The sequence below is a fragment of the Pseudoalteromonas sp. SWXJZ94C genome (assembly GCF_015864385.1).
Taxonomy (GTDB): Bacteria; Pseudomonadota; Gammaproteobacteria; order Enterobacterales; family Alteromonadaceae; genus Pseudoalteromonas.
Genome location: NZ_JADYXF010000017.1, coordinates 1 through 23719, shown reverse-complemented (window position 1 = coordinate 23719; position 23719 = coordinate 1). Strand labels below are relative to the sequence as shown.

Sequence of the window (23719 nt, the reverse complement as noted above, 5' to 3'; positions counted from 1 at the left end):
TTATTTTCTTATGCCTAAAGGAGTTGTGTATGTCGGCAGAAAAAACCCATCTTGAAATTTGTAACTTAACCAGAGAGCAATATCCGCAAATTAAAACCTTGATGGATCAAGCGTATCCCGACTTAGGTGGTGCGTGGCCAAGTCATACCATTTTTAGATTAATAGACCAATTTCCTGAAGGGCAAATAGGTATTGTAGATGACGGTGTGCTGGTGGGCTTAGCATTAAGTGTACAAGTTGATTACACACGTTTTTCAAACCCGCATACGTACGAAGACATTGCAGATGGTCACGACCGTGTATTTAGCGATACCGATGGCGATGCGCTATACGGCTTAGATGTTGCCATTAGCGAAACTCACAGAGGCATGCGATTAGGTCGTCGCCTTTATGATGCCCGTAAAGAACTGTGCCGCCAATATAACCTACGCGCTATTTTAGCGGGTGGGCGTATTCCGCGTTATTACAATCACAGTAATGAAATGACGCCAATGGAATACATTGCAAAAGTAGATCAAAGAGAGCTGTACGACCCTATTTTGAGTTTTCAGTTATCTAATGATTTTCAGGTAAAGCGTTTACTTAAAAAGTATTTACCGGAGGATCAAGAGTCAGTTGGTTACGCCACATTACTTGAGTGGAATAACATAATGTACGAGCCAACCGATACGGTGCTTGAGTCAACTAAATCGATAGTGCGCGTAGGTGCTGTGCAATGGCAAATGCGTTGTGTTGAATCGGTTGAAGAAATGCTAAAGCAGGTTGAATACTTTGTAGATACCGTATCTGACTACAAAAGTGACTTTATATTATTCCCTGAGTTTTTTAACGCACCACTAATGGGCTTAGGAAATCAAAGCAACCAAACGGAAGCGATTCGCTATTTAGCGGAGTATACCGAAACGTTTAAAAACGCGATGTCGCGTATGGCAATAGAATACAACGCCAATATAATTACCGGCTCTATGCCACTAGCTGAAGATGATAAAATTTATAACGTGAGTTATTTATGTCACCGCAGCGGTAAAATAGACGAGCAACGTAAAATACACATTACCCCGCACGAGCAAAACGATTGGGTTATTCAAGGCGGCGACAAAATTGCTGTATTTGAAACCGATGCCGGGCGTGTAGGTATTCAAATTTGTTACGACGTAGAGTTTCCTGAGCTTTCACGCATATTAGCAAAACAAGGGTTAGATATTTTGTTCGTCCCATTTTGGACAGACACTAAAAATAGCTATTTACGTGTGCGCCACTGCGCGCAAGCGCGTGCAATAGAAAACGAATGTTATGTGGTTATTGCAGGCTCGGTAGGTAACTTACCACAAGTAGAAAGCCTTGATGTGCAGTACTCACAATCGGCTGTGTTAACGCCATCGGACTTTTCGTTCCCGCACGATGCAACACTTAACGAAGCCACACCTAATACAGAAATGCTGTTATTTAGTGACCTTGATATGGATAAGCTTAAAATCCTTCACAGCGAAGGTACAGTGCGTAACTTAAAAGATCGACGTGAAGATTTATACGACGTAATTTTGAAAAAGAGAGATGTTTAATGGCGTGGATTTATTTGGTTATTGCCGGTTTACTTGAAATTGGCTGGCCGATAGGTTTAAAAATCTCACAAAACCCAGATACTCGCTGGCAGGGCATCGCAATAGCGGTGGCATTTTTAGTCGCTAGTGGCTTTATGTTGTGGCTTGCCCAAAAGCAAATATCTATGGGTACGTCATACGCAGTATGGACAGGTATTGGCGCCGCCGGTACGTTTGTAGTGGGTATATTGTTTTATAACGATGCGGCTACGTTTGGCCGTATTGCCGGCGTACTAATGATTGTTAGTGGTGTGATAACACTTAAAATAAGCTCTTAATTTATATTTTAAAACGGTATTTTAAAACTGTACTCAGTTTTTTAGTGCCGTTTAGATTAAAAATATTGAGTCGTTTTATACTCGTCTATCGCTCTTTTTATAATATCTGCGCATTCAAGAGGATGTGTTTGAGCAATAAAATGCCCACCGAATATTGTGACAACCTTTGTATTATTAAATACGCTTTTTACCTCATCAACAGCACGTTTATTAACTAATAAGTCGTTTGTAGGTTTGATGTATACCACAGGCGTAGCATGTAAGTTTTTAGGTTTACTTAATCGAGATATGTTCTGCAGTCTATTTTTTAGTTTAGCTTTATTTGCGAAGCTAATTGATTTAAATACATCTAAAACTTGGCTTTCACTTCCCGAACCTGCAAATCCCATTTTATTTAATAGCCATATATTTAATTTTGATGCCTGCAAAGCAAATGTAGGAATTAGATAGGCATACCGAGATAATAAACTAGGCGCCGAAATGAAGCTTGCCAGAAATACAATCTGCTTTACATTACTACCCAATAAATTACATAGCTCATATGCTATTGGTCCTGAGTATGACTCTGCCACGATAAATAATTCAGTGCTTTGCAAATGTTTAGCTAGATATTGTGCTTTTTTAGCATAGCTATCGCCTTCGAGTTCATCTAAACAAAACACTTGAATATCTAAAGCCTTAGGAAGTACTTCGAGTATTCCTTTAAAAAGCATTCCTGTTCCATCAAGCCCCGGTAGTAGTAGTATTTTCAATTAAAACCCTTTTTAATTTATAGTGGCAACATGACTAAAACAGCGGCAATGGCTATGAGTATTAAGCCTGCAGTATCTTGTTTTTTAAGTGGCTGTTTTAACCAAAGTACAGCAATTAGCATGGTAAAAAAGACTTCAACCTGCCCAAGTGTTTTAACGTAAGCAACATGTTGTAAGCTCATTGCACTAAACCAGCCAATAGAGCCGATACAACTAAAAACACTAATTGCGGCTGTAGTGCCTTTGTATTGCCACAGTTTACTGAGTGTTTGCGGTTTTTTTAATAATAAATAGCTCAGTAGTATTAGTGTTTGTAAGCTAATTACAAACAGCAAAACCCAAGCGGCTGAGTGTGGAAATAATAATCCTGAATTTAAGCTCGCTTCACGTACCCACAGTGATGTAAGTGCAAAGCAAGTACCACATGCAAGCCCCAACAAAGCCGTTTTAGCATTAAAGGTTTTTACACTGGTTATGCCGCTGAGTAGCAATACGGCAATAGCGCCAAAAAATATACCAAGCCAGCCAAGTAAAGAGAGTGCTGAGCCAAAAAATAATACACCTAAAATGGCAGCCACTAACGCCTCGCTTTTAGCAAGACCAGCCCCTACAGCGTAGTTATTCATTTTAAACAACTTAACCATTAAACCAGTGGCAAGTATTTGCATAACACTTGCGCCTACAATAAATCCCCAAAAGGCATTATTAAATGTAGGCATGGCTGTATCTTGATATTGATACAAACCATATAAATACATGGCAGCAATAGGACCTGCAATAATAAAGCGGGAGAGGGTTACGCCAGCAACACTCACATCGTTGCTTAATTTACTTTGCAGGGCATTACGCCATGCTTGCATGAAGGCGGCTAAAAAAGTGAAAAATATCCAGGTCATGGTCGTCATCGTTAAAATGTAAGGTAGTAAAGTTAACACGCCCTAGTAAAGCGATGCATTAACTATGATGTTGAATATTCATCATCTGCGACATTATGTCGCATGGGTTTGAGGATAAATTTAGCTATAGTAAGCCTGATGTTATTGTTAGCCGCCAGCGTTTGTCATAAAACGTATCTGGCGGCTTTTTTATTACGCTTATGCTAAATTATCCGAAACATCAAAAGGATAAATTATGACAACATTAGTTGTATGTGCATTACTTGCGGTATTAATGCCTTACTTTGCAAAAGTGCCGGTTGCTATAGCAATGGCAAAATTAGGTCGATACGACAATAAACATCCAAGGGCGCAACAAAAAAAATTAACCGGCTTTGGTGCACGGGCGCTCGCTGCTCATCAAAACTGTTTTGAATCGCTCGCTGTTTTTGCTGTCGCTATTGCAGTTGTACTGGGCACTAACTCTGTAGGTGCAGTGACCGAAACGCTAGCGGTTACACATATTGTGTCGCGTATTTTGTATTGCGTATTTTACTATATGAACCTAGATATAATTCGCTCATTAGTGTGGTTTATTGGTTTGGGTACAGCCATTGCCATGATTGTGGTGAGTTTGTAGGTTTATACTTTAAAACCACAAAGCAAGCAGCCTAAAAGGGCGCTTGCTTTGTAGTCTTGAACAACTCGTGGCGTTAATGCGATACTTTAATTCGCTCAATTAAATCGGTAGGCGCCACTTCACTATTAATCGCAAAATCTAGTTGTACAAGTACATCTTCAAAACCTGAATCAGATGCTTTATATTTCCATTTTGCTAGCGCCTCTTTCGCTGATTTATCAAAAATATCTTTAGGTTTAGATTGAATAACACTAATGTTTTTTGTTTTACCGTTTGCTGCAATATCGTATTTTAATACAACAGAGCCGCTGATCCCTTGTTGAGCTGCTTGTATTGGGTAAGCAGGTTCAATGCGTATTGTTGGTGAAATATGTTCCTCTTGCGTTTTATTTACTTCTGGTTGCTTTGCAATCGCTAATCCACTTAGCATACTTGCGGCTACAAGTAATAAGCCACCTTTAGCAAGCTTTGAACGCTCCCCACTGTGTTTTATATTAGTTAGTCGTTGTAACATGGTTTTTTTATCTCCGTAGTGTGAATAAGCCATAAGCCCTGTGGGCGCATTTGCCGCGCAGTTTATTAAGGCTTTGCTATATAAAATATGTTGTTGTGTGGTTTTATTGCTAAGTACCCGTTCATCACAAGTCAGCTCTTGTAGTCGGCGCATGCTTGCGTAACAAACCCAAGCTAGTGGGTTAAACCACAGTAAAATAGTAGGCAGTAACATAAGTGCGTTTGTTAGGTTGTCTTTGCGTTTTATGTGTACGTTTTCGTGCTCTAAAATAAGCGCTAATGTGGCTTTATCAAACTGGGTATTGTAGTTACTCGGTAACACCAGCTTGCTGTTTAAAATACCGACCACCATTGGCGTGGCTACATGTTGGCTGGTATAGACATTAACACCAGTGGTAATAGTGCCTTCAAATTGGGTTAACTCAGTTAACTGCAGGCTTTTAACAAAGCGGGTATGCGTAATAAAGCTAGCTATTAATAACCCTGCGGTAATAAGTACATACATGAGCGCCCAGCTAATACCCATTTCATGTGTAAAAGGCTGGTTAGGGGTGATTAAGTAATGGCTAATATTGCTATTTTGCAGTGGTTTAATCGCATTTGGTAAATTAGCAATAACCAATGCTGCAGGTAATAGCCATGCTAATTTATATACAAACCGCGAGCCAAGGGCTTTTAAACCAAATCGCTCGAGTAAAATAAATCCACAAAACAAAATGCTTAATAGTAATTGCTGCTCAATCAACCAATTAAAACTAGTTTGAATAACCATGTTAATCCCTTACTTTTGGTTTTTTTCCCAGTCATCTATAACTTTTTTAAGCTCGTTTATATCTTGCTGAGAAAGCTGCTCCGATTTAGCAAAACCGCTTACAAGTGGCGCAATACGTCCACTAAAAAAGCGCTCAATAAAGTTTTGGCTTTCTTTTAAGGTGTAGTCGGCGCGCTCCATACAGGGCATATAAATATATTGGCGACCTTCTTTTTCAAATGTAAGTGCGCCTTTTTTTACTAGTCGACCTAGTAGGGTTTTAATGGTTTTTTCGTGCCATTGCTTATCGTCGCTTAAGCGCTCAATTATTTGGCTCGCGGTAGCGGGGTAGTTAATCCAAAGTGCGTCGAGCACGTCAAACTCTGCTTTTGATAACTCAATCATGCTATTGCCTACAAATGTAATCTTTAATTAAAGACTACGCCTGTAATCTTTAATTGCAAGTTTATTTTTTAACTTTTTAGGATGCTAATTAAGCTAATAGGTAGAGGGTTAGGTGCGGGCTTTTAAAATATCGTTTTTGTTTATTTGTATATACTGCCCTTCACAAAGGTTTAAATCCTCAAGTACAAGGTCACTAAATTGAGCTCTATATAAGTCAATAACTTTGTATCCGCAGTAATGCGCCATTTTACGTATTTGTCTGTTTAGCCCTTGTTTTAAAACAATACTAAACTGATTACTGGCTATTTTATTTACTTCACAAGGCAGGGTTATGTGTTTATCAACGGGTACGCCTGCTGCCATTTTTTTACAAAAAGCATCGTCTAAAGGCTTATTTACGGTGACTAAATAATGTTTAGGCTGGTGGAAGTCAGGATGTATTAGTTGATTACAAAAATCCCCATCGTTGGTCAAAATAAGCAAACCACGAGAGTCTTTATCAAGGCGACCAATAGGGTAAACGCGGGTGAGTGTGGGCAAATGGTGAATAAGGCTGGCTGGGTCATCAATATTTAATTTGCAGTCAATACCTACTGGTTTGTGGTACGCAAAATAAACTAAATCGGCAGCACCTTTAATTTCTTTTTCATTCACTATTACAATGTCTTGCTCATCAACGTGATCTATATGATTCGCTGGGCGATTATTTACAGTCACCACACCTTCATCAATTAAACGCGATGCCTGTTTACGAGAACAAATACCTGCATGGGCAATATATTTAGCGAGTCGGATTTTTGTGCTCATAACGTGTGGCGCCAGCGGCTAATAAAAATTTGATCGTGATTATAGCAAAGCTGCGTATCGATAATGTTAAATAACCTGAACTCAGGTTAAATATAAAAAGGTAGCCAAGATGGGTATTAAATTTTCACAGTTAAAGAAGCATGAGCCGCTACAAAAAGTCATTGTTCACTCGTTAGATATGGCGCTTTATCAAGTATCGGTAATGATTAATAACGTTGAATACTATGTCACAGAAGACAGCGGTGAGTTTTTAAGAGCGCTAAGCCCACTGCATGTTCAAAAGCGTTTTGACAAAATAGCGTATGCCGAAATGGTACTGCGCCAAACAAGCGCTTACGACGAAATGTGCGGTCAGCCATATAAAACCAGCAGCAATATGCTTGAAGTACCTTACGGTAAAAATAATCTGTATTGATAGAACTAGTTTGCTAGTATCGGCTCCTTTAAGGGCGGCACATGTATCAATTAAAAGCAGATAATACCGATGCGTTAAACTCAGCGCTTCGCACAAAAATGGTTGAATTTAACGCCCAGCATTTTGATGCGCAAAGAGTGCCATTAGGCTATAAATTTACTGATGAGCAAGGCGAGCTTGTTGCCGGTATTAGTGGGTGTGTGTTTGGAAATTGGCTGATGATTAGTTGGCTTTGGTGTAGCGATAGTGCGCGAGGGAAAGGGCTTGCAGATAAATTGCTAACGGCACTTGAGCAAGTTGCTATTGAATTAGGAGTAACAACTGCTCAGCTTGATACACTTGATTTTCAGGCAAAACCTTTTTACGAAAAGCGCGGTTATAGTGTTAAGTATCAACTTAATAATTACCCACGCTCAGGTACGCGTTATTTTATGGAAAAGCCACTTTAATTTTTGTTGGCTATTTTGCTTTTAGTGGCTCGCCTTCAAAGGTAATACCTAAAAATGGTGTTGCCTCTGGTGCTAACATAAAAGTTCGAATATTTAGGTGATCATCGCCTTTTGGGTTTTGCAGCACGTCGTCTCGGTAAAATTTACCAAAACAATCTAAGGTATTTTTTTTACTTAAATCGTTTAATTTAGCAAATGCAAAAATTTTACACGAACCGTTGTTCTCACTCGCAGAGCTAAGTAATCCATGGTTATTAAAGTCGCATGCGGTAAATGTGTAATTTGCCTCAATAACAGCAATAGTATCGGTAAATTGAATGCTTTTTGGGTTTTCTGCAAGGGTTGCTAAGTAGTCATTTAACGTCATGTTTTATTCTCATATTTTATAATTATTTAGCGCTCAACTCTAGCTCATCTGTTTGCTGATTTATATTGAATTTAAATCGTGATAAAAAGTTCATTCCTAGTAAACCTTGTCCGCGTGTGTTTTCAATGCTCAACACTTCAAAACCATAAATAATTTGCGAGCCCACTTTAAACGATTCAATTTGATAACGCTTTACAACAATTTGACCGTTAGCTGTATTTACCGTTACATCGCCTAAATATAAAGGCTGTGGCGAAATTTGCTCAATTATACTTGTAGGTAGCGAGGTCACGCTTGCGCCTGTATCAATCATTAGTTCGGTCGATAGATTATTATTTATTTCGGTGTTTATTAAGTAATGCGCGCCGTAAGGCGTTAAAGCAACGAAGTCGTCTTGCGATTGTGCTTTATTGATCATAGCTTGCAGTGTTTGCACTTGGCTTTTTAGATTGTGCTGGTTTGGCATTCGATCAAGGGTTGCTTGTGCGCTAATTAAATCGCCTTGCTGATAGTAGGCGTACGCAAGCGGATATAAAAACTGTGCATTATCGCTTTTATAATCAAGCCAAATTTGTGTTTGCTCAATAATAGCTTGCCAATTTTGTTGCTCAGTTAATGTGTGTAATTCGTTTTGAGTGAGCGTATTTAAACGTGTATTTACGTTGTTTTGTTGATGAACAGGTAGTAATGAATTCAGCTCAAATAAAGCAATAATGGCGTTTTGTGTTTGCTCGCTATTTATTAAATACTCAACCTGCAAATTAAGTAATTCTACGTTATAAGGGCTGTTATTTAATAGCGCATTGAGAAATGATTCGCTGAGTAATAAATTGCTATTTAGCCATGTTTTAAGCTGCACTAGCCACGATGAATAAAGGTTTTTTGCAATTTCTGGGTAGCTATTTTTGAGTTGTTGATAGCTACTAAGTGCGGCTTCAAATTGGTGTTGTTTAAATTGCTGCTTTGCCGTATTTAGTAACGTATTTTGTTGTTTAGGCAATATGCTTTGTTTAGCACTTTGTGTTTTTTGTGGTTTAGTTAACGCAGGCTGCGGCCATAATAAATAAGCGTTAAGGCTAAGCGAGCCAATTAATAGCAAGGTGATTAGCTTGGTAGAGTGGCTCATTGTGACCTCTTACTTTTGAACGAGTAGGTTATTTAATAAAGTGCGTCAAGGCATGAATATTGGCTATTTCAATATCAGCCAGCCCTTTATAAGCATAATTAGCGCCTTGATCGTTTAACCATACCGATTGGCAGCCGGCATTATTTGCGCCTTGTACGTCGGTATCTAGGCTATCGCCAATATGTAAAATATCGCTTTTAGCAACGTTTAAATGTGTGGCTGCTTTATCAAATAAGGTGCTGTGAGGTTTTGCTTTACCGTGCATACCGGCTTGTAATACTAGCTCAAATTTATCGTGTAAGTTAAAGCGTTCAATTTCAACGTTACCGTTAGTAATTGCAACAAGCGTAAAGTGTTTGGCTAGGTTATCTAGTAAGTTAAGTACGTCATCGCTTACGACTATGTTGCTGCGCGCATCGGCAAAGGCGTTATAGGCGGCATTTGCATGGCGCTCCACTTCATCTGCGGTAAAGCCAAGTTTAGAAAGCGCTAAACGTAGGGTGTGTTTGCGCCATTTGGTTACATCATCCGCGAGATCTGGGTTTTGTATTACGGCAAGTTCTCGGCACAGTTGCCAGTACTTTTGCCCTTGCTCTTGATAGCCCGGTAGCGCGTTTAAATAATTTTGTTGGGCTTTAACGGCTGCTTTTATAATAGGGTGATTGCTGTATAGCGTGTCGTCTAAATCAAAGCTCATGACAGAAAATGGCTTAATAGCACGATTAAATCGGATCATATTTATTTCCCTAATCAGTTCGTTTTTTTGCGCGAGGGTGGGTGTTGTCGTACACCTTGGCTAAATGTTGAAAATCTAAATGTGTATACACTTGTGTAGCCGACAAACTGCTGTGCCCTAGTAATTCTTGCACGGCGCGCAAATCACCAGATGATTCTAAAATATGTGACGCAAACGAGTGGCGCAGCTTATGCGGGTGAACCTGCGAGCTAATGCCTTGTTTTATTCCCCACTCTTGCATACGCAGGCGCACTTGGCGAATCGAAATACGATTTTTTTGGCTACTTAAAAATACTGCTATTTCATCGGGCTTTGTAAATTGAGGGCGTATTGTGAGCCATTTTTTTAATGCGTCTAACGCTTTTTTACCCACCGGAATTAATCGCTCTTTATTGCCTTTACCACGCACTAAAATTTCGCCATTAGCAGCGCTAATATCTTGCATGTTAGCGCCAACTAATTCGCTTATACGCAGCCCTGATGAATACATAAGCTCCATCATTGCTTTATCTCTAATTGCGAGAGGCTCGTCGTCGGGTATTTCGAGTAAGCGCGCCATTTGATCTACGTCGAGATTTTTAGGTAAAGGCTTTGCAAACTTAGGACCTTTTATACCCACCGCCGGATTATGGTAATGCGATTGCTCGGCAATGTTTTTTGCTTTTAAAAACTTATACAAACTACGAATGCAGCTGAGCTTTAAACTAATAGTACGCCCACTTAATTGTTTTGAGCGTAGTGCCATGCTGTAGCGGCGAATATGCTCGCCTTGCACGCCAAACCAGTCGTCACATAATTTGCTAAAATAAAGGGCTGCAAAGCCAAGCTGGCTTACATATTGGTTTACGGTGTGCGCTGAATATTGTTTTTCAAACTTTAAATAGTCGCTAAATAGCGTTATGGGTGTACGCCAATTGTCGCTTAACTGGGTAGTATTAGGCGCATCGTCATTCATGCTAGTTTTTGCAACCGCAGGTGTAATGCGTTTATAAAGTCGAGTACAAAGAGGTTATCTTGAGCGGGCTCAAAATGGTTTACGTTACAGCTACCAAACGCCAAAATAGCGATAGGGTGTTTAGTGTCACCAATTAAATAAATCGCGACAGATTGTGTATCTTCACTAAATAATAATTCGCGCTCTTGCTGATTAATACGCCCTAAATAATGCCCAGAATGGGTAAGGCGATGCGCAATAAGCTCGTCGTACTCGGGATTGTATTTTACTAATTTGCAGTCGTTAACATCTTCACTTGAGCAAATTATATTGCGTAGATTATTTGCAAGAGTGTCAAAATCGTCATGATTCCAAAGCTGGCGATGGCACTGGCTAAACAAACGATATACAAGCTCGTTTTGCGTTGCATGTTTGCTCATAGCGTCTATTTGGCTTTTTAAAAGCGTGTTGTGCTCGCGTAATTGGCGTTGCTGAATATGTACCAGCGACGTTGCACCTTGAGCTTGCTGTTGCAGCTCAAGTTGTGCGAGTAGCTCTGGGTGCTGAACTAAAAAATCAGGATGTTGCTGTAAGTAAGCAATAACCTGTTCTTTACTTAGCTCGCTCATAGCGCTACTTGTCCGTCGAACACGTGCTCTGCCGGGCCGGTCATGCGTACCGGATGACCTTCGCCACTCCAACGTACTTGTAGGCTACCGCCTGGTAAATCTACTTGAACGGTTGTTGATAACTTATTTTGCATATGACCAATCACCATTGCTGCACACGCACCTGTGCCACAGGCTAGGGTTTCGTTAACGCCGCGCTCCCACACTCTTAATTTAATGTGTTCTTGCGATACAACTTGCATAAAGCCAATGTTGGCTTTTTGCGGAAAGCGTTCGTGGTTTTCAAGTAATGGACCCAATATATCAACTTGCGCGGTGGTTACGTCGTCAACCTCTAGCACGCAATGCGGGTTACCCATAGATACCGCGCCACTAAATACGGTGTGCTCTTGCGTTCTAATAATATAAGTAAGCTCGCGCTTGCTCGCTTTTAAAGGGATTTTACTTGGCTCAAAATTAGGATGACCCATGTTAACCGTTACTTGACCGTCTTTTTCTATGTAGAGCGTTAAGTTGCCCGACTTGGTCGACACCGTAATTTTATGCTTGTTAGTAAGGCCCTTCATACGTACAAAGCGGGCAAAACAGCGTGCGCCGTTACCGCATTGTTCTACTTCGGTACCATCGGCATTAAATATTCGATAATGAAAGTCGAGATCAGGAGAATATGGCGCTTCAACCATCAGCAATTGGTCAAAGCCAATGCCAAAATGGCGATCTGCCAATTTTTTGATTTGATCTCGCGACAAAAAAACATTTTGTGTAATGTTATCAATCACAACAAAGTCGTTGCCTAAGCCGTGCATTTTGGAAAAATTAACTAACATAGCGCTCTAATTCGGTTTTGCTCTGTGCTAATCATGCCACAGAGCAGCTAGTAGACAAAAACGTTTATGGTAAAACTTTCTCACCTTGATAAAGGCTTTCAATAGTTTCGCGTTCGCGAATAAGGTGATGCTGCTGACCATCTACCATTATTTCTGCAACACGCGGACGCGAGTTGTAGTTTGAGCTCATGGTAAAGCCATATGCACCAGCACTTCGTTGTGCGAGTAAATCGCCTTGTTTAAGCGCTAGTTCACGATCTTTTCCTAAAAAGTCGCCGGTTTCGCACACAGGACCCACAATATCAAAGTTGTGAGTAGGTGTTTCGTCGTCGCGAACGGATACCGGAATAATTTTTTGCCACGCTTGATAAAGCGCAGGGCGAAGCATGTCGTTCATACCTGCATCTACAATGGCAAAAAATTTGCCTTGGTTTTGTTTAATAAATTCAACTTGAGTAACTAAAATACCCGCATTAGCTGCAATAGCGCGTCCTGGTTCAAAAATTAGTTCAAGGTGTTTATAGTTAGCTAAGCGCTCGGTAACTTGCGCTGCATATTCACTTGGGTGCGGTGGTTGCTCGTTGTTATATGGCACGCCTAAACCGCCACCAATATCTAAGTGAGTTAGCTCAATACCGTTAGTTTTTAGCTCATCAATAAGCGCCATTAGTTTATCAAGGGCTTCTAAAAATGGTCTTACTTCAGTTAATTGAGAGCCAATGTGGCAATCAACACCAATTATTTTTAAGCCAGGTAAAGCTGCTGCTTGTTGATAAACACTCACGGCAGTTTGAATATCAATACCAAATTTATTTTCTTTTAAACCAGTAGAAATATACGGATGTGTTTTTGCATCTATGTCGGGGTTTACGCGAATAGAAATAGGCGCTTCTAAGTTAAGCTCGCAAGCCACTTCAGAAATACGCTCAAGCTCAGAGGCTGATTCAACGTTAAAACATTTAATGCCCAGTTTTAATGCGTAAGCTATTTCGTCAGACGTTTTCGCCACGCCCGAAAAAACCACTTTAGAAGCATCGCCTCCCGCTTTAATTACACGTGCAAGTTCGCCTTTGGATACAATATCGAAACCCGATCCTAGGCGCGCTAATATATTAAGCACGGCTATATTTGAGTTTGCTTTAACGGCGTAACAAACCAAGCTTTTATGATTTTTAGTGGCGTTAGCAAACGCTAAATAATGGCGCTCAAATGTAGCACGCGAGTACACATAACATGGTGTACCGTATTGCTGCGCTATGCTTGCCACACTTATATCTTCGGCAAATAATTGGTTGTTTTTGTAGTTAAAATAATCCATTTATTGCCCCTGACTTTGCTGTGTTTTGGCTTGCTCAGCGGTAGTGACTGGCTGAACTGTATTTTGAGGTTGGTTTTGTTCCGTTTGTTGCTCTGGTAAATATAACGGACCGCTTTGTCCGCAGCCAGCTAAGGCGCTTAACAGTACAGTGCTTATTAATAGTCTTTTTAATTGTAAGGTATGTGTCGCTTTCATTAGATTAATATGGTTGCTGGCTTTATAATCGCAGAGTAACAGAATATCTAAAAAATGCAGCTATTCGCGGATGATTTTATTCCTGTTACACTAGCTGCACACTTTTAAAGCTAAAACGTACCCAATATTAGGCGGCTCGCCTGCAAAGGAAATAACAATGACTGAACACGAATATCACCAATTAGCCGAAGCTCTTATGTTCACTATTGAAGAGCAGGTTGATGATTGCGAAGCTGATTTAGACTATGAATCGGCACAAGGTATTTTAGAAATAATTTTTCCTGATAAAAGTAAAATAGTGATTAACAAGCAAGCACCTTTACATCAAGTGTGGGTTGCGACTAAATTTAATGGTCATCATTTTGAATTACGTGGTGATAAATGGATAGATAACCGTTCTGGCGCAGAGTTTTGGGAATTTATGAACGATGCATCTACACGTCAAGCGGGTCAAGAAGTTAAGTGGCAATCAACACTATGAGTTTAGAATTTGTAGAATACCCAGCTCAAAGTGAGCACAAAGCAACGGTTATTTGGTTACATGGCTTAGGTGACTCTGGGGATGGTTTTGCACCAGTAGCACCACAGCTAAATTTACCAAGCGAACTTGGTATACGGTTTATTTTTCCGCATGCGCCAGTGCAACCGGTCACCATAAATGGCGGCATGGAAATGCGTTCTTGGTACGATATTAAATCTATAGAATTAGATAAACGTGCCGATGAACAAGGTGTAAGAGACTCTGCTGCAAAGGTAGAAGAATTGATCAACCAAGAAATTGCTAATGGTATTGCTGCAAATAAAATTATTTTAGCTGGGTTTTCACAAGGCGGTGTTGTATCACTACATTTAGCACCACGTTTTGAGCAAAAGCTCGGAGGTGTTATGGCGCTGTCTACTTATATGTGTGTACCGCAAAAGTTTGCAGATGAAGCAAAGCATACCGATTTGAATGTGTTTATGGCTCATGGTAGTCAAGATAACGTAGTGCCGCACAGTGCGGGAAGAAGTGCGTTTGAAGTATTAACAGCACATGACATGGATGTAAGCTGGCAAGAGTATCCAATGGCTCATCAAGTTTGTGCAGAAGAACTACAAGCTATTCGCCAATGGTTAATTGCCCGTTTAAGCTAATTTTGGAGCCGCTGAGGTTAATATGAGTCAAAAAATAGTTATTAAAGCAAATGTTAAACGCGAACCACAAGATGCCGTGCCAACGGTTAGTTACGTGTGGAACTGGCGTCGTATTGTGAGTATTTCTATGTTGGTACTAATGACCTCCGCTGCTGTTATTTACGGCTTAACGAGCGCAGTTAATGCTGAACAGGGCGAACATCCAAATGAGCAGGAACACTTTTTAAGTTTTAAAAATAGCGTAGAAAATGATGATACATTATTAAGTGATAATGTTGAAAATCAGCTTATTACTGAGGCAAGTATTGACCCTATGCTTGTTGTGCAAGCACAGCAAAATGAAGATTCAAATAACAGTAATACTGTTGATGACCTTAACAGTAATGCTAGTGGTAGTTCTAACGATACTGCTGAAATAAAGAGTTTCTCTCAAATTGATGATGAAGTATCAGTAGAACAAAGTAATGTAGTAGCAGAGTCTAATATAGAGTTTATTACAGATGAAAATACTCAGTCATTAGCAGCGGTAGAATCCGGTATTAATCAAAATATTATTGAAGATAATACAGATGAAAGTAATACAGCGGTAAATAGTTTGAATAATAGCGAAGTCGATGAAGTAGATACTATTAACTTGCTGCCAGAGATAGAAAATGACGATGGTGCGTTGACCGGTACTGAAGGGTTTTCGCCAACGGCGCAAGTGGCGAGTGTTGCACTTGGCGCACAAATAGACACAGGTAAAATAAGCCGAGCAGTACTTACACGCAAAGTTAGTAAACGAGAGCCAACCAATGTGTTTGCAGCAGATATTCGCTTAAGTCAGTTTGAAGAAGATCTATCGTTTTTTAGCGAGTTGAAAAATTTACAAGGGCAAGAAATAAAGCACGTGTGGTCTTTTGAAGGCAATACAATGGCTGAAATTGCTCTTAACGTAACGTCTTCACGTTACAGAACATATTCAACAAAAAATATTATGGATTCACAAACAGGTCATTGGCGTGTTGATGTGGTTGATGAGCAAGGCAATTTAATTGCCCAAAAAGAATTTAGAATTTTAGCTGACTAAATACAGTTAAATAGTAGTAATTAATTGGATATCCCTATGACAGAAAAAACAAAATTAGTACGCATCGCAACTCGTAAAAGTGCTTTAGCACTTTGGCAGGCTGAGTTTGTAAAAGCACAACTTGAGCATTTTCATGCTGATGTACGTGTTGAGTTGGTCCCAATGTCGACTCAAGGGGATATTATTTTAGATACGCCATTGGCTAAAATTGGCGGTAAAGGTTTATTTGTTAAAGAGCTAGAGCAGGCTATGTTAGATGGGCGAGCAGATATTGCCGTGCATTCAATGAAAGACGTGCCAGTAGAGTTCCCAGAAGGATTAGAGCTGTATACTATTTGTGAGCGTGAAGATCCGCGCGATGCATTTGTATCAAATAACTTTGCTAATTTAGGCGAGTTACCACAGGGTGCTATTGTGGGTACCTCTAGCTTACGTCGTCAGTGTCAAATACGTGCGCTTCGCCCTGATTTAAAAATTCGTGATTTACGAGGTAATGTAAATACGCGTTTAGGTAAATTAGATGACGGTCAATACGATGCGATTATATTAGCTGCAGCGGGACTTATTCGTTTAGAAATGCAGGAACGTATTGCTGATTACATTGAGCCAGAAGTGTCGTTACCAGCAAATGGTCAAGGCGCTGTAGGTATTGAGTGTCGTATTGATGATGAAGTAACGAAAGCATTACTTGCACCACTTGAGCATGCCCAAACACGTATTCGCGTAAATGCAGAACGTTCGATGAACCGCCATTTAGAAGGTGGTTGCCAAGTACCTATTGGTGCTTATGCGTTAGTTGATGGCGAGCAGGTGCATTTACGTGGTTTAGTTGGTGCCGTTGATGGCAGCGAAATTTTACGTGACGAAGTAACAGGTCATGTAAATGACGCAGAAAAACTAGGTATTGAGCTTGCTAAAAAATTACTAGCTCAAGGCGCAGATAAAATATTAGCTGAAGTTTATAGAGACGCATAAATGACACATATTCTGATAACTCGGCCCGAAGGAAAAGGCGCAGCCCTTGCACAGCAATTAGAGCAAGCGGGTTATCAGGCGTCTTTGTTTCCTGTATTAAAAATAACGCATTTAACCCCCTCCAGCACTGAACTTAGCCCGCTGTTAAATGCGGATAAAATAATATTTATATCGCAAGATGCAGTTAGTGCACTTTCGCAATTAAAACCAGATATAAATACTAAAGCGCAGTTTTATGCGGTTGGACAGCAAACAGCCGACATTATATATGAGCAATTTGGTGTGCGCGCAGCAGTACCAAAGCAGTATGATTCAGAAGGGTTACTTGCGCTTAAATCGCTTGAGCAGGTTGATGGCTGCAATATTGTATTGGTTAAAGGTCAAGCAGGACGCCCCGATATTGCCAAAACACTTAAAGAGCGAGGCGCTTTTTTAAATAGTTGTGTGGTGTACAAGCGCGAACCAACAAAAGAGTTAATTGCTAACTGGACAGACCACTGGCAAACCCAGAATGTACAGGGTATAGTCTTAACAAGTAATGCAGCAGTTGATGCAATATTCAAAAGTGTTGCTGAACTAGAACTACAATGGTTACAACAGTGCCAATTTTATGTTGCCAGCGAGCGGATAGCCGCCTATTTACAGCAGCAAAAAGTAAGTTTGGCTAATATACACATTGCAGCAGGAGCTAGCGATACAGCTATGTTTGCCTGCATTAACCAGCAAGGTAGCAAAATGAGCGAACAGTCAAAGCCGATCAAAGCAGAAAAAACCAATCCTACAACATCTAACGCAGTGCCTTTAAAAAAGAATGATGTAGAAGCCAAAAAAACAACTGAAAATAACAAACAAAAGGTAAGCAAAGTTGCAGTACTTGCGCTTCTTATTTCGTTAATAGTTGCATCTGGTGTTGGCTATGAGTTTTATCGAAAACTGAATGCTGGCAAAGTACAAAATTTAGCGGTAAATGAGTTAAGCGACCAAAATAAGCAACTTCAAAAAGAGCTACAAACGCTTAAATCGGCGCAGTTTAATTTGCAGCAAGCGCTATTGGATAGTGAGAAAAAAGTTGCTGCAGCACTTAATGAAAGCACTGCTCAAAATCAGCAAGAGCTAAAAGCAGCATTGCAAAAGGCGCAGCAGCAAGGCTCGTCTTTAAATCCACAAGAAGTAACCAGCTTGCAGCGTATGGCTGAGTTTAAACTATGGGCTGAAAAAGATTACCAAGGCACTAGTGCTGTTTTAAAACGCTTAGATGCATTACTTAGTGAGCACCCAGGTACCGTTGAAGTTCGCCAAGCTATTATGCAAGACATACAAACGCTTGATAGTTTAGAGCCAGTAGCAACAGAAGCTATATATCTGCAGTTAGGCAGTGTTTTGAGTAGTATTGACGATTTAGCTTTTAAGGCTGTTAATTTACCAGAAGAAGTGTCAGAAGTAGATGACAGTGCATTAAGTGAAGATATTAGTGATTGGCAGCAAAATATGAGCAATAGCTGGGATAGATTTTTGGGAATGTTTTTAACAGTTCATCAGCGAGAGGGAGAAATAATAGCTCCCTATCTTGATGATCAAGAGCGTCATCTTATTACTCAGCGCATTAAGCTTTATATTACTCAGTCACAAGATGCACTCTTAAATAAACAAGCAAGTATTTACTTTAGTGCTTTAAGTGAAACGAAACGTTTGGTGAGTGAGTACTTTAAGCAAGACGACAATAGTACAAAGATGGTTTTAAAATCGATAGCAAGCCTTGAAAAAGAGCAGCTTAACTTTAATCCTAAAGTAATGCTAAAAAGTACGGAGCAGGTTAAGGAGTGGGTACAATGATAGGACTAATAATACTCATTGTCGCATTAGTACTTGTTATTGGTGTGGCTCCTTATGTTATCAATGAAAAAGGTTATGTACTCTTTTCATTTAATGACTACACCGTTGAAGGCACTATGTTTGCGTTTATCGGTACTGTTATTTTATTTATTGCCGTTTTGCTCATTGTATATAAATTGGTTCGTTATTTACTCTCTATTTATCATAATACTAAACATGGCTTTTTTGCTCGTAGCCAAGAGCATAAACAAGCAGCTATTGAGCAAGCACTTTGGAGCGCCATTAATGATGATTACGAGCATGTAGAGCAGGCTCTATCAGGTAATAGCGTTCCAGATAAGTTTGAAGATATTCGCTTAGCATTACTTGCCAAAGCAGCGCTTGCTAGTAATCAAACAGATAAAGCGCTTGAACATTTATTCGAAATAAGTCCAGAGCATCAATTAAAAGTCGCGAAACTTTGGTTAGCAAGTGGCGATAGCAGTGCAATTGAATCGCAAATGCGTGTAAGTGCTGAATCTAAAAAAGCGACTCCGCTTGAGTTAATGCTTTATACAGAGGTGTTAGTGCAACAACAGCACTTTAGTACTCTGGAAGATTTTTTACCAAAATTATTACGCAAAAAAATATTCACAAGCGAGCAGTGGACTCGCGTTTTTAGTGCTTATTTTTCAGCGCAGCCGGCTGAAGAAATTACTAATAAATATAAGCAGCTCCCTAAAAAGCTACAAGCTTATGCACATATCGCTTATTTAATGAGTATGACAGCGACAGGTAAGCTAACTGTGATTGAGGGCGACTTAATTAAAATGGTTAAACACAATGATCAACATGAGCAGCTTGCTTATATATTAAGTGGTGTAAGTAGTGCCGACGCTATTAAGTTACAAATCAGCATTCAAGATCGCCTTAAAAAAGATGAAAACAATAATGCATTATTGTTAGCACTTGCTTGTCTTTCTAATGCTCAAGGAAATTATGACCTTGCGGCTAGAGTGTTTGATAAGGCACTGAATTTGGATAATAAAAAACAATTTACCCAACAAGCAGCATTAAGTTATAAAAATAGCGCACAAGCAGAAAAGGCACTCGTTTTATATCAATAAATAACTACACTATAACTACTTAGAATTTTTAGTAGTTCAGGAGCACAAGCATTGAAAAAATATTTATTATTAACCTTTAGCTTGGCTTGTGCTTACTTTTTTACTGGATATTTTAGTAATTACCTTCTTGCTATCGATGGATATGCAGTTGCCTCATGGCCACCCTCTGGTATTGCCCTTGCTAGCTTTTTAATTTGGGGTCGAAAAGTATTTCCTGGAATTATGATTGGTGCCTTATTTACTAATTTAATTCACCTTGATAAAGCAGCCGATATTTTACAGTTAAATGTGTTATTGCAAGCAATTGGTGTAATGTTAGCGGCGACTTTGCAAGCTTGGGTTGGTAGGCAAATTATAGTTAATGTAATAAAAGCACCGCTCGATTTATCTTCTATAAAACATAGTATACAAAGTTTAATTGTTGGTGGACCAATATGTTGCACCATTGCTGCTAGTGTTGGCACTAGCTTATTAGTATTAAATAATGTAATACCGATACACGCCGCCTTTGATAACTTTATAGCATGGTGGATAGGCGATAGCATTGGTGTATTAATTTTTACTCCTTTATTACTCGCTGCATTTAATTACTCTGAAATGCGTCATCGTTTGCAGGTTATTTTGCCCTCGTTATTAATTTATACACTTATAAGTATTAGTTTTTATGGTGCTGCGAGCGTTAAAAAAGAAAAAGATAGCCAAAAGCAAGAAGCTAAAGTACTTGCTGTACAAAATGCCATAAACCAAAAGCTTGACGGAATTACTGCTCACTTAGGATTGCTAGCTACATACTTTGCTAGTAGTGATGACGTGAATTTTAGAGAGTTTAAACAGTTTACTTCAAAGCAACTGGACTACAGCCAAGAAATTTTAGCATTTGAATGGATACCTTATGTACCAGCAAATAAACGCACAAATTTTGAAGTCCGTGAAAATACAGCCCCTGATAAACCTTTTTACATAAAAGAAAAGTCACTTGATGGAAGTTGGCAACCTGTAGGTGCTCGTAGCAATTACTTCCCTGTAAAATATGTATACCCTTTGGAGGGTAATGAAGATGTTTTAGGGTTTGATTTAGCTTCTAGTAAAGTAAGAGGTGCTGCACTTAGTAAAGCGAAAGAACTTAATGAACTTGCGCTAAGTGAGCCAATTAATTTAGTCCAGAATACATCTGAAAAAGGTGTACTCTTTTTATATCCTGTTTTTGGCGAGTCATCTACCGAAGATGATTTTCAAGGTTTTGTGGCAGCAATTGTTAGTCTTAAACGTTTATCGCAAACACTGTTATTTGATCACAACAACTTAATTTCAGCTAGCTTTTTTGATACAACGACACTAGAGAAAAAGCAGCCAATTTATATTGCCGATACCGATAATTCACAAATGCTGTTTAAGCAATATCAATTGTTGATTGGCAAGCGTATGTGGCAGGTCGAGTTATATGAACCACCAGTTAGAACGCCTTGGTTAATGTATTGGCTTGCACAAATTGTAGGTATGTTATTTGTGTGGTTACTGATTACATTTTTGATTTCAGTTACTGGTACAAATATACAAATTCGTAAACAGGTAGCTAAGCAAACACATACATTACGTAAAGAAAAACAAAAAGCAGATGAAGCGAGTTATATTAAAGGGCAATTTTTAGCAAACATGAGCCACGAAGTTCGCACGCCTATTAATGGAATAAAAGGGCTGCATTATTTAGCGTTACAGCAAAATAACTGGCAACAGGCGCGAACATATATAGAGCAAGCTGATGGTGCACTTGGTGTGTTATTAAGAGTGTTAAATGATGTCCTCGACTTTTCTAAAATGGAAGCAGGCAAACTCGATTTAATGCAAGAGCCTATCAATGTAGGTAACTTAGTTGATGAAATGACTAATTTGATACAATTTGAAGCTGATGTTAAGTCATTAAACCTTCAATTAGATTATGATAAAACAACAAATTTGGTAATTTACAGCGACCCGATCCGCTTAAAGCAAGTGCTCTTAAATTTACTTAATAATGCAGTTAAATTTACTTCCAAGGGAGACGTTACTCTTAAAGTGTGGCAATCACAAAAAATGACCTATTTTAGTGTTAATGATACAGGGATAGGCATTAATGCAGCTGCACAAAAAAAATTATTTAAACCTTTTTCACAAGCTGATAGTTCAACCTCTCGACAGTATGGTGGAACCGGTTTAGGTTTAAGTATTTGTAAAAAATTGGTTGAGCTTATGGGAGGCGCTATAGATTTAGCAAGCCATGAGGGAAAGGGTTCTACATTCACATTTAGCCTACCATTGAGTTCCCCACTGCCTAAAGCAGAGCAAATACAGCAACAATATGATGAAATAGATGTCGATACCTTATCGTTTGCTGATTACCGGTTACTCTTAGTTGAAGATAACCCGCTTAACCAGCATGTTGCTAGTGCAATATTAAAAACCAAAGGTTGCATAGCCGATATAGCGAGTGATGGTTTTGAGGCAATAGAAAAGTTGACTGAAAATACTTATGACATTGTTTTGATGGACATTCAGATGCCAAAAATGGATGGCTTACAAGCCACTAAAGTTATTCGTAATGAGCTAGGGTTAATTGATTTACCTATTATTGGTTTGTCAGCAAATGCGCATGATGATGATGTTAAAAAAGCAGCTACTTGCGGAATGGATAATTATATAACTAAGCCGATTGATGCAAATACATTATTTAAAACACTATGGCATCATTTATCGCATAAATAAGCTGCATTATTTTTTGCATAAAAAGCAGACATATGACCGCTTAAATTTGCTACAAACCATATAGACTTGAAAAATAACTATATCTGCGTATCATGCGCGCAAATTTAACTAAACTGGGTTGCTATTATGATCAATAGAAAATTACCTTTGCTAGATATTCATCGCCATTTAGACGGTAATGTACGTGCGCAAACAATATTAGAACTTGGTCGTCAGTTTAATATAGAGCTACCTGCAGATAACGTTGAGGCATTAATTCCTCATGTTCAAGTTATTGACCCAGAGCCAAACCTGATGGCTTTTTTACAAAAGTTAGATTGGGGTGTCACAGTACTTGGCGACTACGATGCGTGTAGACGTATTGCTATTGAAAACATTGAAGATGCACAAGCCCAAGGGCTTGATTATGTAGAGCTACGATTTAGTCCTTACTACATGGCACAAAGCCAAGGTTTACACCCAGAAGGGGTTGTAGAGGCGGTTGTTGATGGTATTAAGTCAGCAACAAAGGGTGCGAATATAAAAGCTAACTTAATTGGTATTCTATCGCGTACTTATGGCATAAAAACATGTCAAAAAGAGCTAGATGCATTACTCGCGTTTAAAAATGATTTAGTGGCTGTTGACTTAGCTGGTGATGAGATTGGTTTTCCGGGCGAGTTGTTTGTAGAGCACTTTAAACAAGTACGAAATGCTTATTTGGCTTCTACTATTCACGCAGGTGAAGCGCTCGGCGCTCCAAGTATTTGGCAAGCAATTAACGAGCTAGGCGCGAGCAGAATAGGGCATGGCGTAAAGGCAATTGAAGATCTAAAATTAATGGATTACTTACGTGATAACCGTATTGGCATTGAGTCGTGCTTAACAAGTAATATTCAAACCAGCACAGTGAACGACTTAGCTAAACACCCGCTTAAACAATTTTTAGATCACGGTATTTTAGCGTGCATTAATACTGATGACCCTGCGGTTGAAGGGATTGAAATTGAGTATGAATATGCTGTTGCAGCGCCTAAGGCTGGTTTATCTCAAGCTGATATGGAAAAAGCGCAAACCAACGCATTAAAAATAGCATTTTTAAGCGATGGTGATAAAAAAGAGCTTTCAGCGCTCGTTAGTGCACGTTAAGTTTTTAATACTGTAAATATAGAAATGCCGCTTTATAAGCTAACACCGATCAGTTAAGGTATTTTTGATCGGTTGACCGATCTTTTGGTTGCTTCACAATACCCTTATCATCTTTTG

General features: G+C 39.3%; 26 protein-coding genes. 13 read left to right on the top strand and 13 right to left on the bottom strand.

What is annotated here, in order from left to right:
* Positions 1–29 precede the first annotated feature (29 nt).
* Both I6F65_RS09130 and I6F65_RS09125 read left to right on the top strand, forming a co-directional pair.
* Positions 30–1562, top strand: a complete 1533-nt coding sequence (locus I6F65_RS09130; protein WP_166112624.1) for a bifunctional GNAT family N-acetyltransferase/carbon-nitrogen hydrolase family protein — start codon at positions 30–32, stop codon at positions 1560–1562.
* Positions 1562–1879 (top strand): multidrug efflux SMR transporter, encoded by a 318-nt coding sequence (locus I6F65_RS09125; protein WP_197112532.1) that lies wholly within the window; start codon positions 1562–1564, stop codon positions 1877–1879. The genes I6F65_RS09130 and I6F65_RS09125 overlap by 1 nt, the downstream gene beginning before the upstream one ends.
* 56 nt (positions 1880–1935) lie before the next feature.
* On the opposite strand, the gene I6F65_RS09120 is transcribed toward I6F65_RS09125, so the two are convergent.
* Both I6F65_RS09120 and I6F65_RS09115 read right to left on the bottom strand, forming a co-directional pair.
* On the bottom strand, positions 1936–2631 hold the full coding sequence (locus I6F65_RS09120; RefSeq protein ID WP_231613140.1) for a hypothetical protein: 696 nt from the start codon (positions 2629–2631) through the stop codon (positions 1936–1938).
* Positions 2632–2648: 17 nt separating this feature from the next.
* Positions 2649–3527 carry a DMT family transporter gene (locus tag I6F65_RS09115; RefSeq protein WP_197112530.1) on the bottom strand — a complete coding sequence of 293 codons (879 nt, stop codon included), beginning with the start codon at positions 3525–3527 and terminating at the stop codon, positions 2649–2651.
* A 235-nt stretch (positions 3528–3762) separates the two neighbouring features.
* Here I6F65_RS09115 and I6F65_RS09110 point away from each other — a divergent pair, with 235 nt between their 5' ends.
* Positions 3763–4146 (top strand): MAPEG family protein, encoded by a 384-nt coding sequence (locus I6F65_RS09110; protein WP_197112528.1) that lies wholly within the window; start codon positions 3763–3765, stop codon positions 4144–4146.
* 73 nt (positions 4147–4219) lie between these two features.
* Here I6F65_RS09110 and I6F65_RS09105 read toward each other — a convergent pair whose 3' ends face one another.
* The 3 genes from I6F65_RS09105 to I6F65_RS09095 all read right to left on the bottom strand — a co-directional run bounded on the left by I6F65_RS09105 (position 4220) and on the right by I6F65_RS09095 (position 6622).
* The gene (locus I6F65_RS09105) at positions 4220–5431 is read right to left on the bottom strand and encodes a TonB family protein (protein ID WP_197112526.1); all 1212 of its coding nucleotides are present in this window, start codon (positions 5429–5431) and stop codon (positions 4220–4222) included.
* Positions 5432–5440: 9 nt separating this feature from the next.
* Positions 5441–5815, bottom strand: a complete 375-nt coding sequence (locus I6F65_RS09100; RefSeq protein ID WP_007580531.1) for a BlaI/MecI/CopY family transcriptional regulator — start codon at positions 5813–5815, stop codon at positions 5441–5443.
* Between the two features lie 108 nt (positions 5816–5923).
* Positions 5924–6622, bottom strand: a complete 699-nt coding sequence (locus I6F65_RS09095; RefSeq protein WP_197112524.1) for a pseudouridine synthase — start codon at positions 6620–6622, stop codon at positions 5924–5926.
* Between the two features lie 109 nt (positions 6623–6731).
* On the opposite strand from I6F65_RS09095, the gene I6F65_RS09090 reads away from it, so the two are divergent.
* Both I6F65_RS09090 and I6F65_RS09085 read left to right on the top strand, forming a co-directional pair.
* The gene (locus I6F65_RS09090) at positions 6732–7037 is read left to right on the top strand and encodes a DUF6482 family protein (protein ID WP_166114027.1); all 306 of its coding nucleotides are present in this window, start codon (positions 6732–6734) and stop codon (positions 7035–7037) included.
* 41 nt (positions 7038–7078) lie between these two features.
* Positions 7079–7486 carry a GNAT family N-acetyltransferase gene (locus I6F65_RS09085; protein ID WP_197112522.1) on the top strand — a complete coding sequence of 136 codons (408 nt, stop codon included), beginning with the start codon at positions 7079–7081 and terminating at the stop codon, positions 7484–7486.
* 10 nt (positions 7487–7496) lie between these two features.
* Here the strand turns inward: I6F65_RS09085 and I6F65_RS09080 are convergent, their stop codons facing one another.
* The 8 genes from I6F65_RS09080 to I6F65_RS09045 all read right to left on the bottom strand — a co-directional run bounded on the left by I6F65_RS09080 (position 7497) and on the right by I6F65_RS09045 (position 13618).
* Positions 7497–7853: a HopJ type III effector protein gene (locus I6F65_RS09080; RefSeq protein WP_024609952.1), complete on the bottom strand. Its 357-nt coding sequence runs from the start codon at positions 7851–7853 to the stop codon at positions 7497–7499.
* Positions 7854–7875: 22 nt separating this feature from the next.
* A complete protein-coding gene (locus tag I6F65_RS09075; RefSeq protein WP_197112520.1) occupies positions 7876–8979 on the bottom strand; it encodes a retroviral-like aspartic protease family protein in 1104 nt (367 codons plus the stop codon).
* Between the two features lie 28 nt (positions 8980–9007).
* Positions 9008–9715, bottom strand: coding sequence for an HAD-IA family hydrolase (locus tag I6F65_RS09070; RefSeq protein WP_197112518.1), 708 nt, complete (start codon positions 9713–9715; stop codon positions 9008–9010).
* Between the two features lie 10 nt (positions 9716–9725).
* Positions 9726–10670, bottom strand: a complete 945-nt coding sequence (locus I6F65_RS09065) for a tyrosine recombinase XerC (RefSeq protein WP_197112517.1) — start codon at positions 10668–10670, stop codon at positions 9726–9728.
* The gene (locus tag I6F65_RS09060; RefSeq protein WP_024609949.1) at positions 10667–11278 is read right to left on the bottom strand and encodes a DUF484 family protein; all 612 of its coding nucleotides are present in this window, start codon (positions 11276–11278) and stop codon (positions 10667–10669) included. The genes I6F65_RS09065 and I6F65_RS09060 overlap by 4 nt, the downstream gene beginning before the upstream one ends.
* Complete coding sequence (dapF, locus tag I6F65_RS09055) at positions 11275–12105, bottom strand: diaminopimelate epimerase (protein WP_024609948.1); 831 nt, start codon at positions 12103–12105, stop codon at positions 11275–11277. The genes I6F65_RS09060 and dapF overlap by 4 nt, the downstream gene beginning before the upstream one ends.
* A 64-nt stretch (positions 12106–12169) precedes the next feature.
* Positions 12170–13423, bottom strand: coding sequence for a diaminopimelate decarboxylase (lysA, locus tag I6F65_RS09050; RefSeq protein WP_197112516.1), 1254 nt, complete (start codon positions 13421–13423; stop codon positions 12170–12172).
* Positions 13424–13618, bottom strand: coding sequence for a lipoprotein (locus tag I6F65_RS09045; RefSeq protein ID WP_197112515.1), 195 nt, complete (start codon positions 13616–13618; stop codon positions 13424–13426). It lies immediately after the preceding gene.
* A 157-nt stretch (positions 13619–13775) separates the two neighbouring features.
* Here I6F65_RS09045 and cyaY point away from each other — a divergent pair, with 157 nt between their 5' ends.
* The 8 genes from cyaY to add all read left to right on the top strand — a co-directional run bounded on the left by cyaY (position 13776) and on the right by add (position 23602).
* Complete coding sequence (gene cyaY, locus I6F65_RS09040; protein ID WP_024598825.1) at positions 13776–14099, top strand: iron donor protein CyaY; 324 nt, start codon at positions 13776–13778, stop codon at positions 14097–14099.
* Positions 14096–14752: an alpha/beta hydrolase gene (locus I6F65_RS09035; RefSeq protein ID WP_024609944.1), complete on the top strand. Its 657-nt coding sequence runs from the start codon at positions 14096–14098 to the stop codon at positions 14750–14752. Before cyaY ends, I6F65_RS09035 begins: the two co-directional genes overlap by 4 nt.
* 22 nt (positions 14753–14774) lie before the next feature.
* On the top strand, positions 14775–15821 hold the full coding sequence (locus I6F65_RS09030; RefSeq protein WP_197112514.1) for a DUF2914 domain-containing protein: 1047 nt from the start codon (positions 14775–14777) through the stop codon (positions 15819–15821).
* A 36-nt stretch (positions 15822–15857) separates the two neighbouring features.
* The gene (gene hemC / locus I6F65_RS09025; RefSeq protein ID WP_197112513.1) at positions 15858–16796 is read left to right on the top strand and encodes a hydroxymethylbilane synthase; all 939 of its coding nucleotides are present in this window, start codon (positions 15858–15860) and stop codon (positions 16794–16796) included.
* Positions 16797–18629, top strand: a complete 1833-nt coding sequence (locus I6F65_RS09020; protein ID WP_197112512.1) for a uroporphyrinogen-III synthase — start codon at positions 16797–16799, stop codon at positions 18627–18629. It begins immediately after the preceding gene.
* Complete coding sequence (locus I6F65_RS09015) at positions 18626–19735, top strand: heme biosynthesis HemY N-terminal domain-containing protein (protein WP_197112511.1); 1110 nt, start codon at positions 18626–18628, stop codon at positions 19733–19735. Before I6F65_RS09020 ends, I6F65_RS09015 begins: the two co-directional genes overlap by 4 nt.
* A 51-nt stretch (positions 19736–19786) precedes the next feature.
* Positions 19787–22474: a CHASE domain-containing protein gene (locus I6F65_RS09010; protein ID WP_197112510.1), complete on the top strand. Its 2688-nt coding sequence runs from the start codon at positions 19787–19789 to the stop codon at positions 22472–22474.
* A 126-nt stretch (positions 22475–22600) separates the two neighbouring features.
* On the top strand, positions 22601–23602 hold the full coding sequence (gene add / locus I6F65_RS09005) for an adenosine deaminase (RefSeq protein WP_166114004.1): 1002 nt from the start codon (positions 22601–22603) through the stop codon (positions 23600–23602).
* Positions 23603–23719 lie beyond the last annotated feature (117 nt).

Bases quoted from the DNA above. Each gene is read 5' to 3' on its own strand.
- I6F65_RS09130 (WP_166112624.1), top strand. From the start codon at position 30: ATGTCGGCAGAAAAAACCCATCTTGAAATTTGTAACTTAACCAGAGAG.
- I6F65_RS09125 (WP_197112532.1), top strand. From the start codon at position 1,562: ATGGCGTGGATTTATTTGGTTATTGCCGGTTTACTTGAAATTGGCTGG.
- I6F65_RS09115 (WP_197112530.1), bottom strand. From the start codon at position 3,527: ATGACCTGGATATTTTTCACTTTTTTAGCCGCCTTCATGCAAGCATGG.
- I6F65_RS09110 (WP_197112528.1), top strand. From the start codon at position 3,763: ATGACAACATTAGTTGTATGTGCATTACTTGCGGTATTAATGCCTTAC.
- I6F65_RS09105 (WP_197112526.1), bottom strand. From the start codon at position 5,431: ATGGTTATTCAAACTAGTTTTAATTGGTTGATTGAGCAGCAATTACTA.
- I6F65_RS09100 (WP_007580531.1), bottom strand. From the start codon at position 5,815: ATGATTGAGTTATCAAAAGCAGAGTTTGACGTGCTCGACGCACTTTGG.
- I6F65_RS09095 (WP_197112524.1), bottom strand. From the start codon at position 6,622: ATGAGCACAAAAATCCGACTCGCTAAATATATTGCCCATGCAGGTATT.
- I6F65_RS09090 (WP_166114027.1), top strand. From the start codon at position 6,732: ATGGGTATTAAATTTTCACAGTTAAAGAAGCATGAGCCGCTACAAAAA.
- I6F65_RS09085 (WP_197112522.1), top strand. From the start codon at position 7,079: ATGTATCAATTAAAAGCAGATAATACCGATGCGTTAAACTCAGCGCTT.
- I6F65_RS09080 (WP_024609952.1), bottom strand. From the start codon at position 7,853: ATGACGTTAAATGACTACTTAGCAACCCTTGCAGAAAACCCAAAAAGC.
- I6F65_RS09075 (WP_197112520.1), bottom strand. From the start codon at position 8,979: ATGAGCCACTCTACCAAGCTAATCACCTTGCTATTAATTGGCTCGCTT.
- I6F65_RS09070 (WP_197112518.1), bottom strand. From the start codon at position 9,715: ATGATCCGATTTAATCGTGCTATTAAGCCATTTTCTGTCATGAGCTTT.
- I6F65_RS09065 (WP_197112517.1), bottom strand. From the start codon at position 10,670: ATGAATGACGATGCGCCTAATACTACCCAGTTAAGCGACAATTGGCGT.
- I6F65_RS09060 (WP_024609949.1), bottom strand. From the start codon at position 11,278: ATGAGCGAGCTAAGTAAAGAACAGGTTATTGCTTACTTACAGCAACAT.
- dapF (WP_024609948.1), bottom strand. From the start codon at position 12,105: ATGTTAGTTAATTTTTCCAAAATGCACGGCTTAGGCAACGACTTTGTT.
- lysA (WP_197112516.1), bottom strand. From the start codon at position 13,423: ATGGATTATTTTAACTACAAAAACAACCAATTATTTGCCGAAGATATA.
- I6F65_RS09045 (WP_197112515.1), bottom strand. From the start codon at position 13,618: ATGAAAGCGACACATACCTTACAATTAAAAAGACTATTAATAAGCACT.
- cyaY (WP_024598825.1), top strand. From the start codon at position 13,776: ATGACTGAACACGAATATCACCAATTAGCCGAAGCTCTTATGTTCACT.
- I6F65_RS09035 (WP_024609944.1), top strand. From the start codon at position 14,096: ATGAGTTTAGAATTTGTAGAATACCCAGCTCAAAGTGAGCACAAAGCA.
- I6F65_RS09030 (WP_197112514.1), top strand. From the start codon at position 14,775: ATGAGTCAAAAAATAGTTATTAAAGCAAATGTTAAACGCGAACCACAA.
- hemC (WP_197112513.1), top strand. From the start codon at position 15,858: ATGACAGAAAAAACAAAATTAGTACGCATCGCAACTCGTAAAAGTGCT.
- I6F65_RS09020 (WP_197112512.1), top strand. From the start codon at position 16,797: ATGACACATATTCTGATAACTCGGCCCGAAGGAAAAGGCGCAGCCCTT.
- I6F65_RS09015 (WP_197112511.1), top strand. From the start codon at position 18,626: ATGATAGGACTAATAATACTCATTGTCGCATTAGTACTTGTTATTGGT.
- add (WP_166114004.1), top strand. From the start codon at position 22,601: ATGATCAATAGAAAATTACCTTTGCTAGATATTCATCGCCATTTAGAC.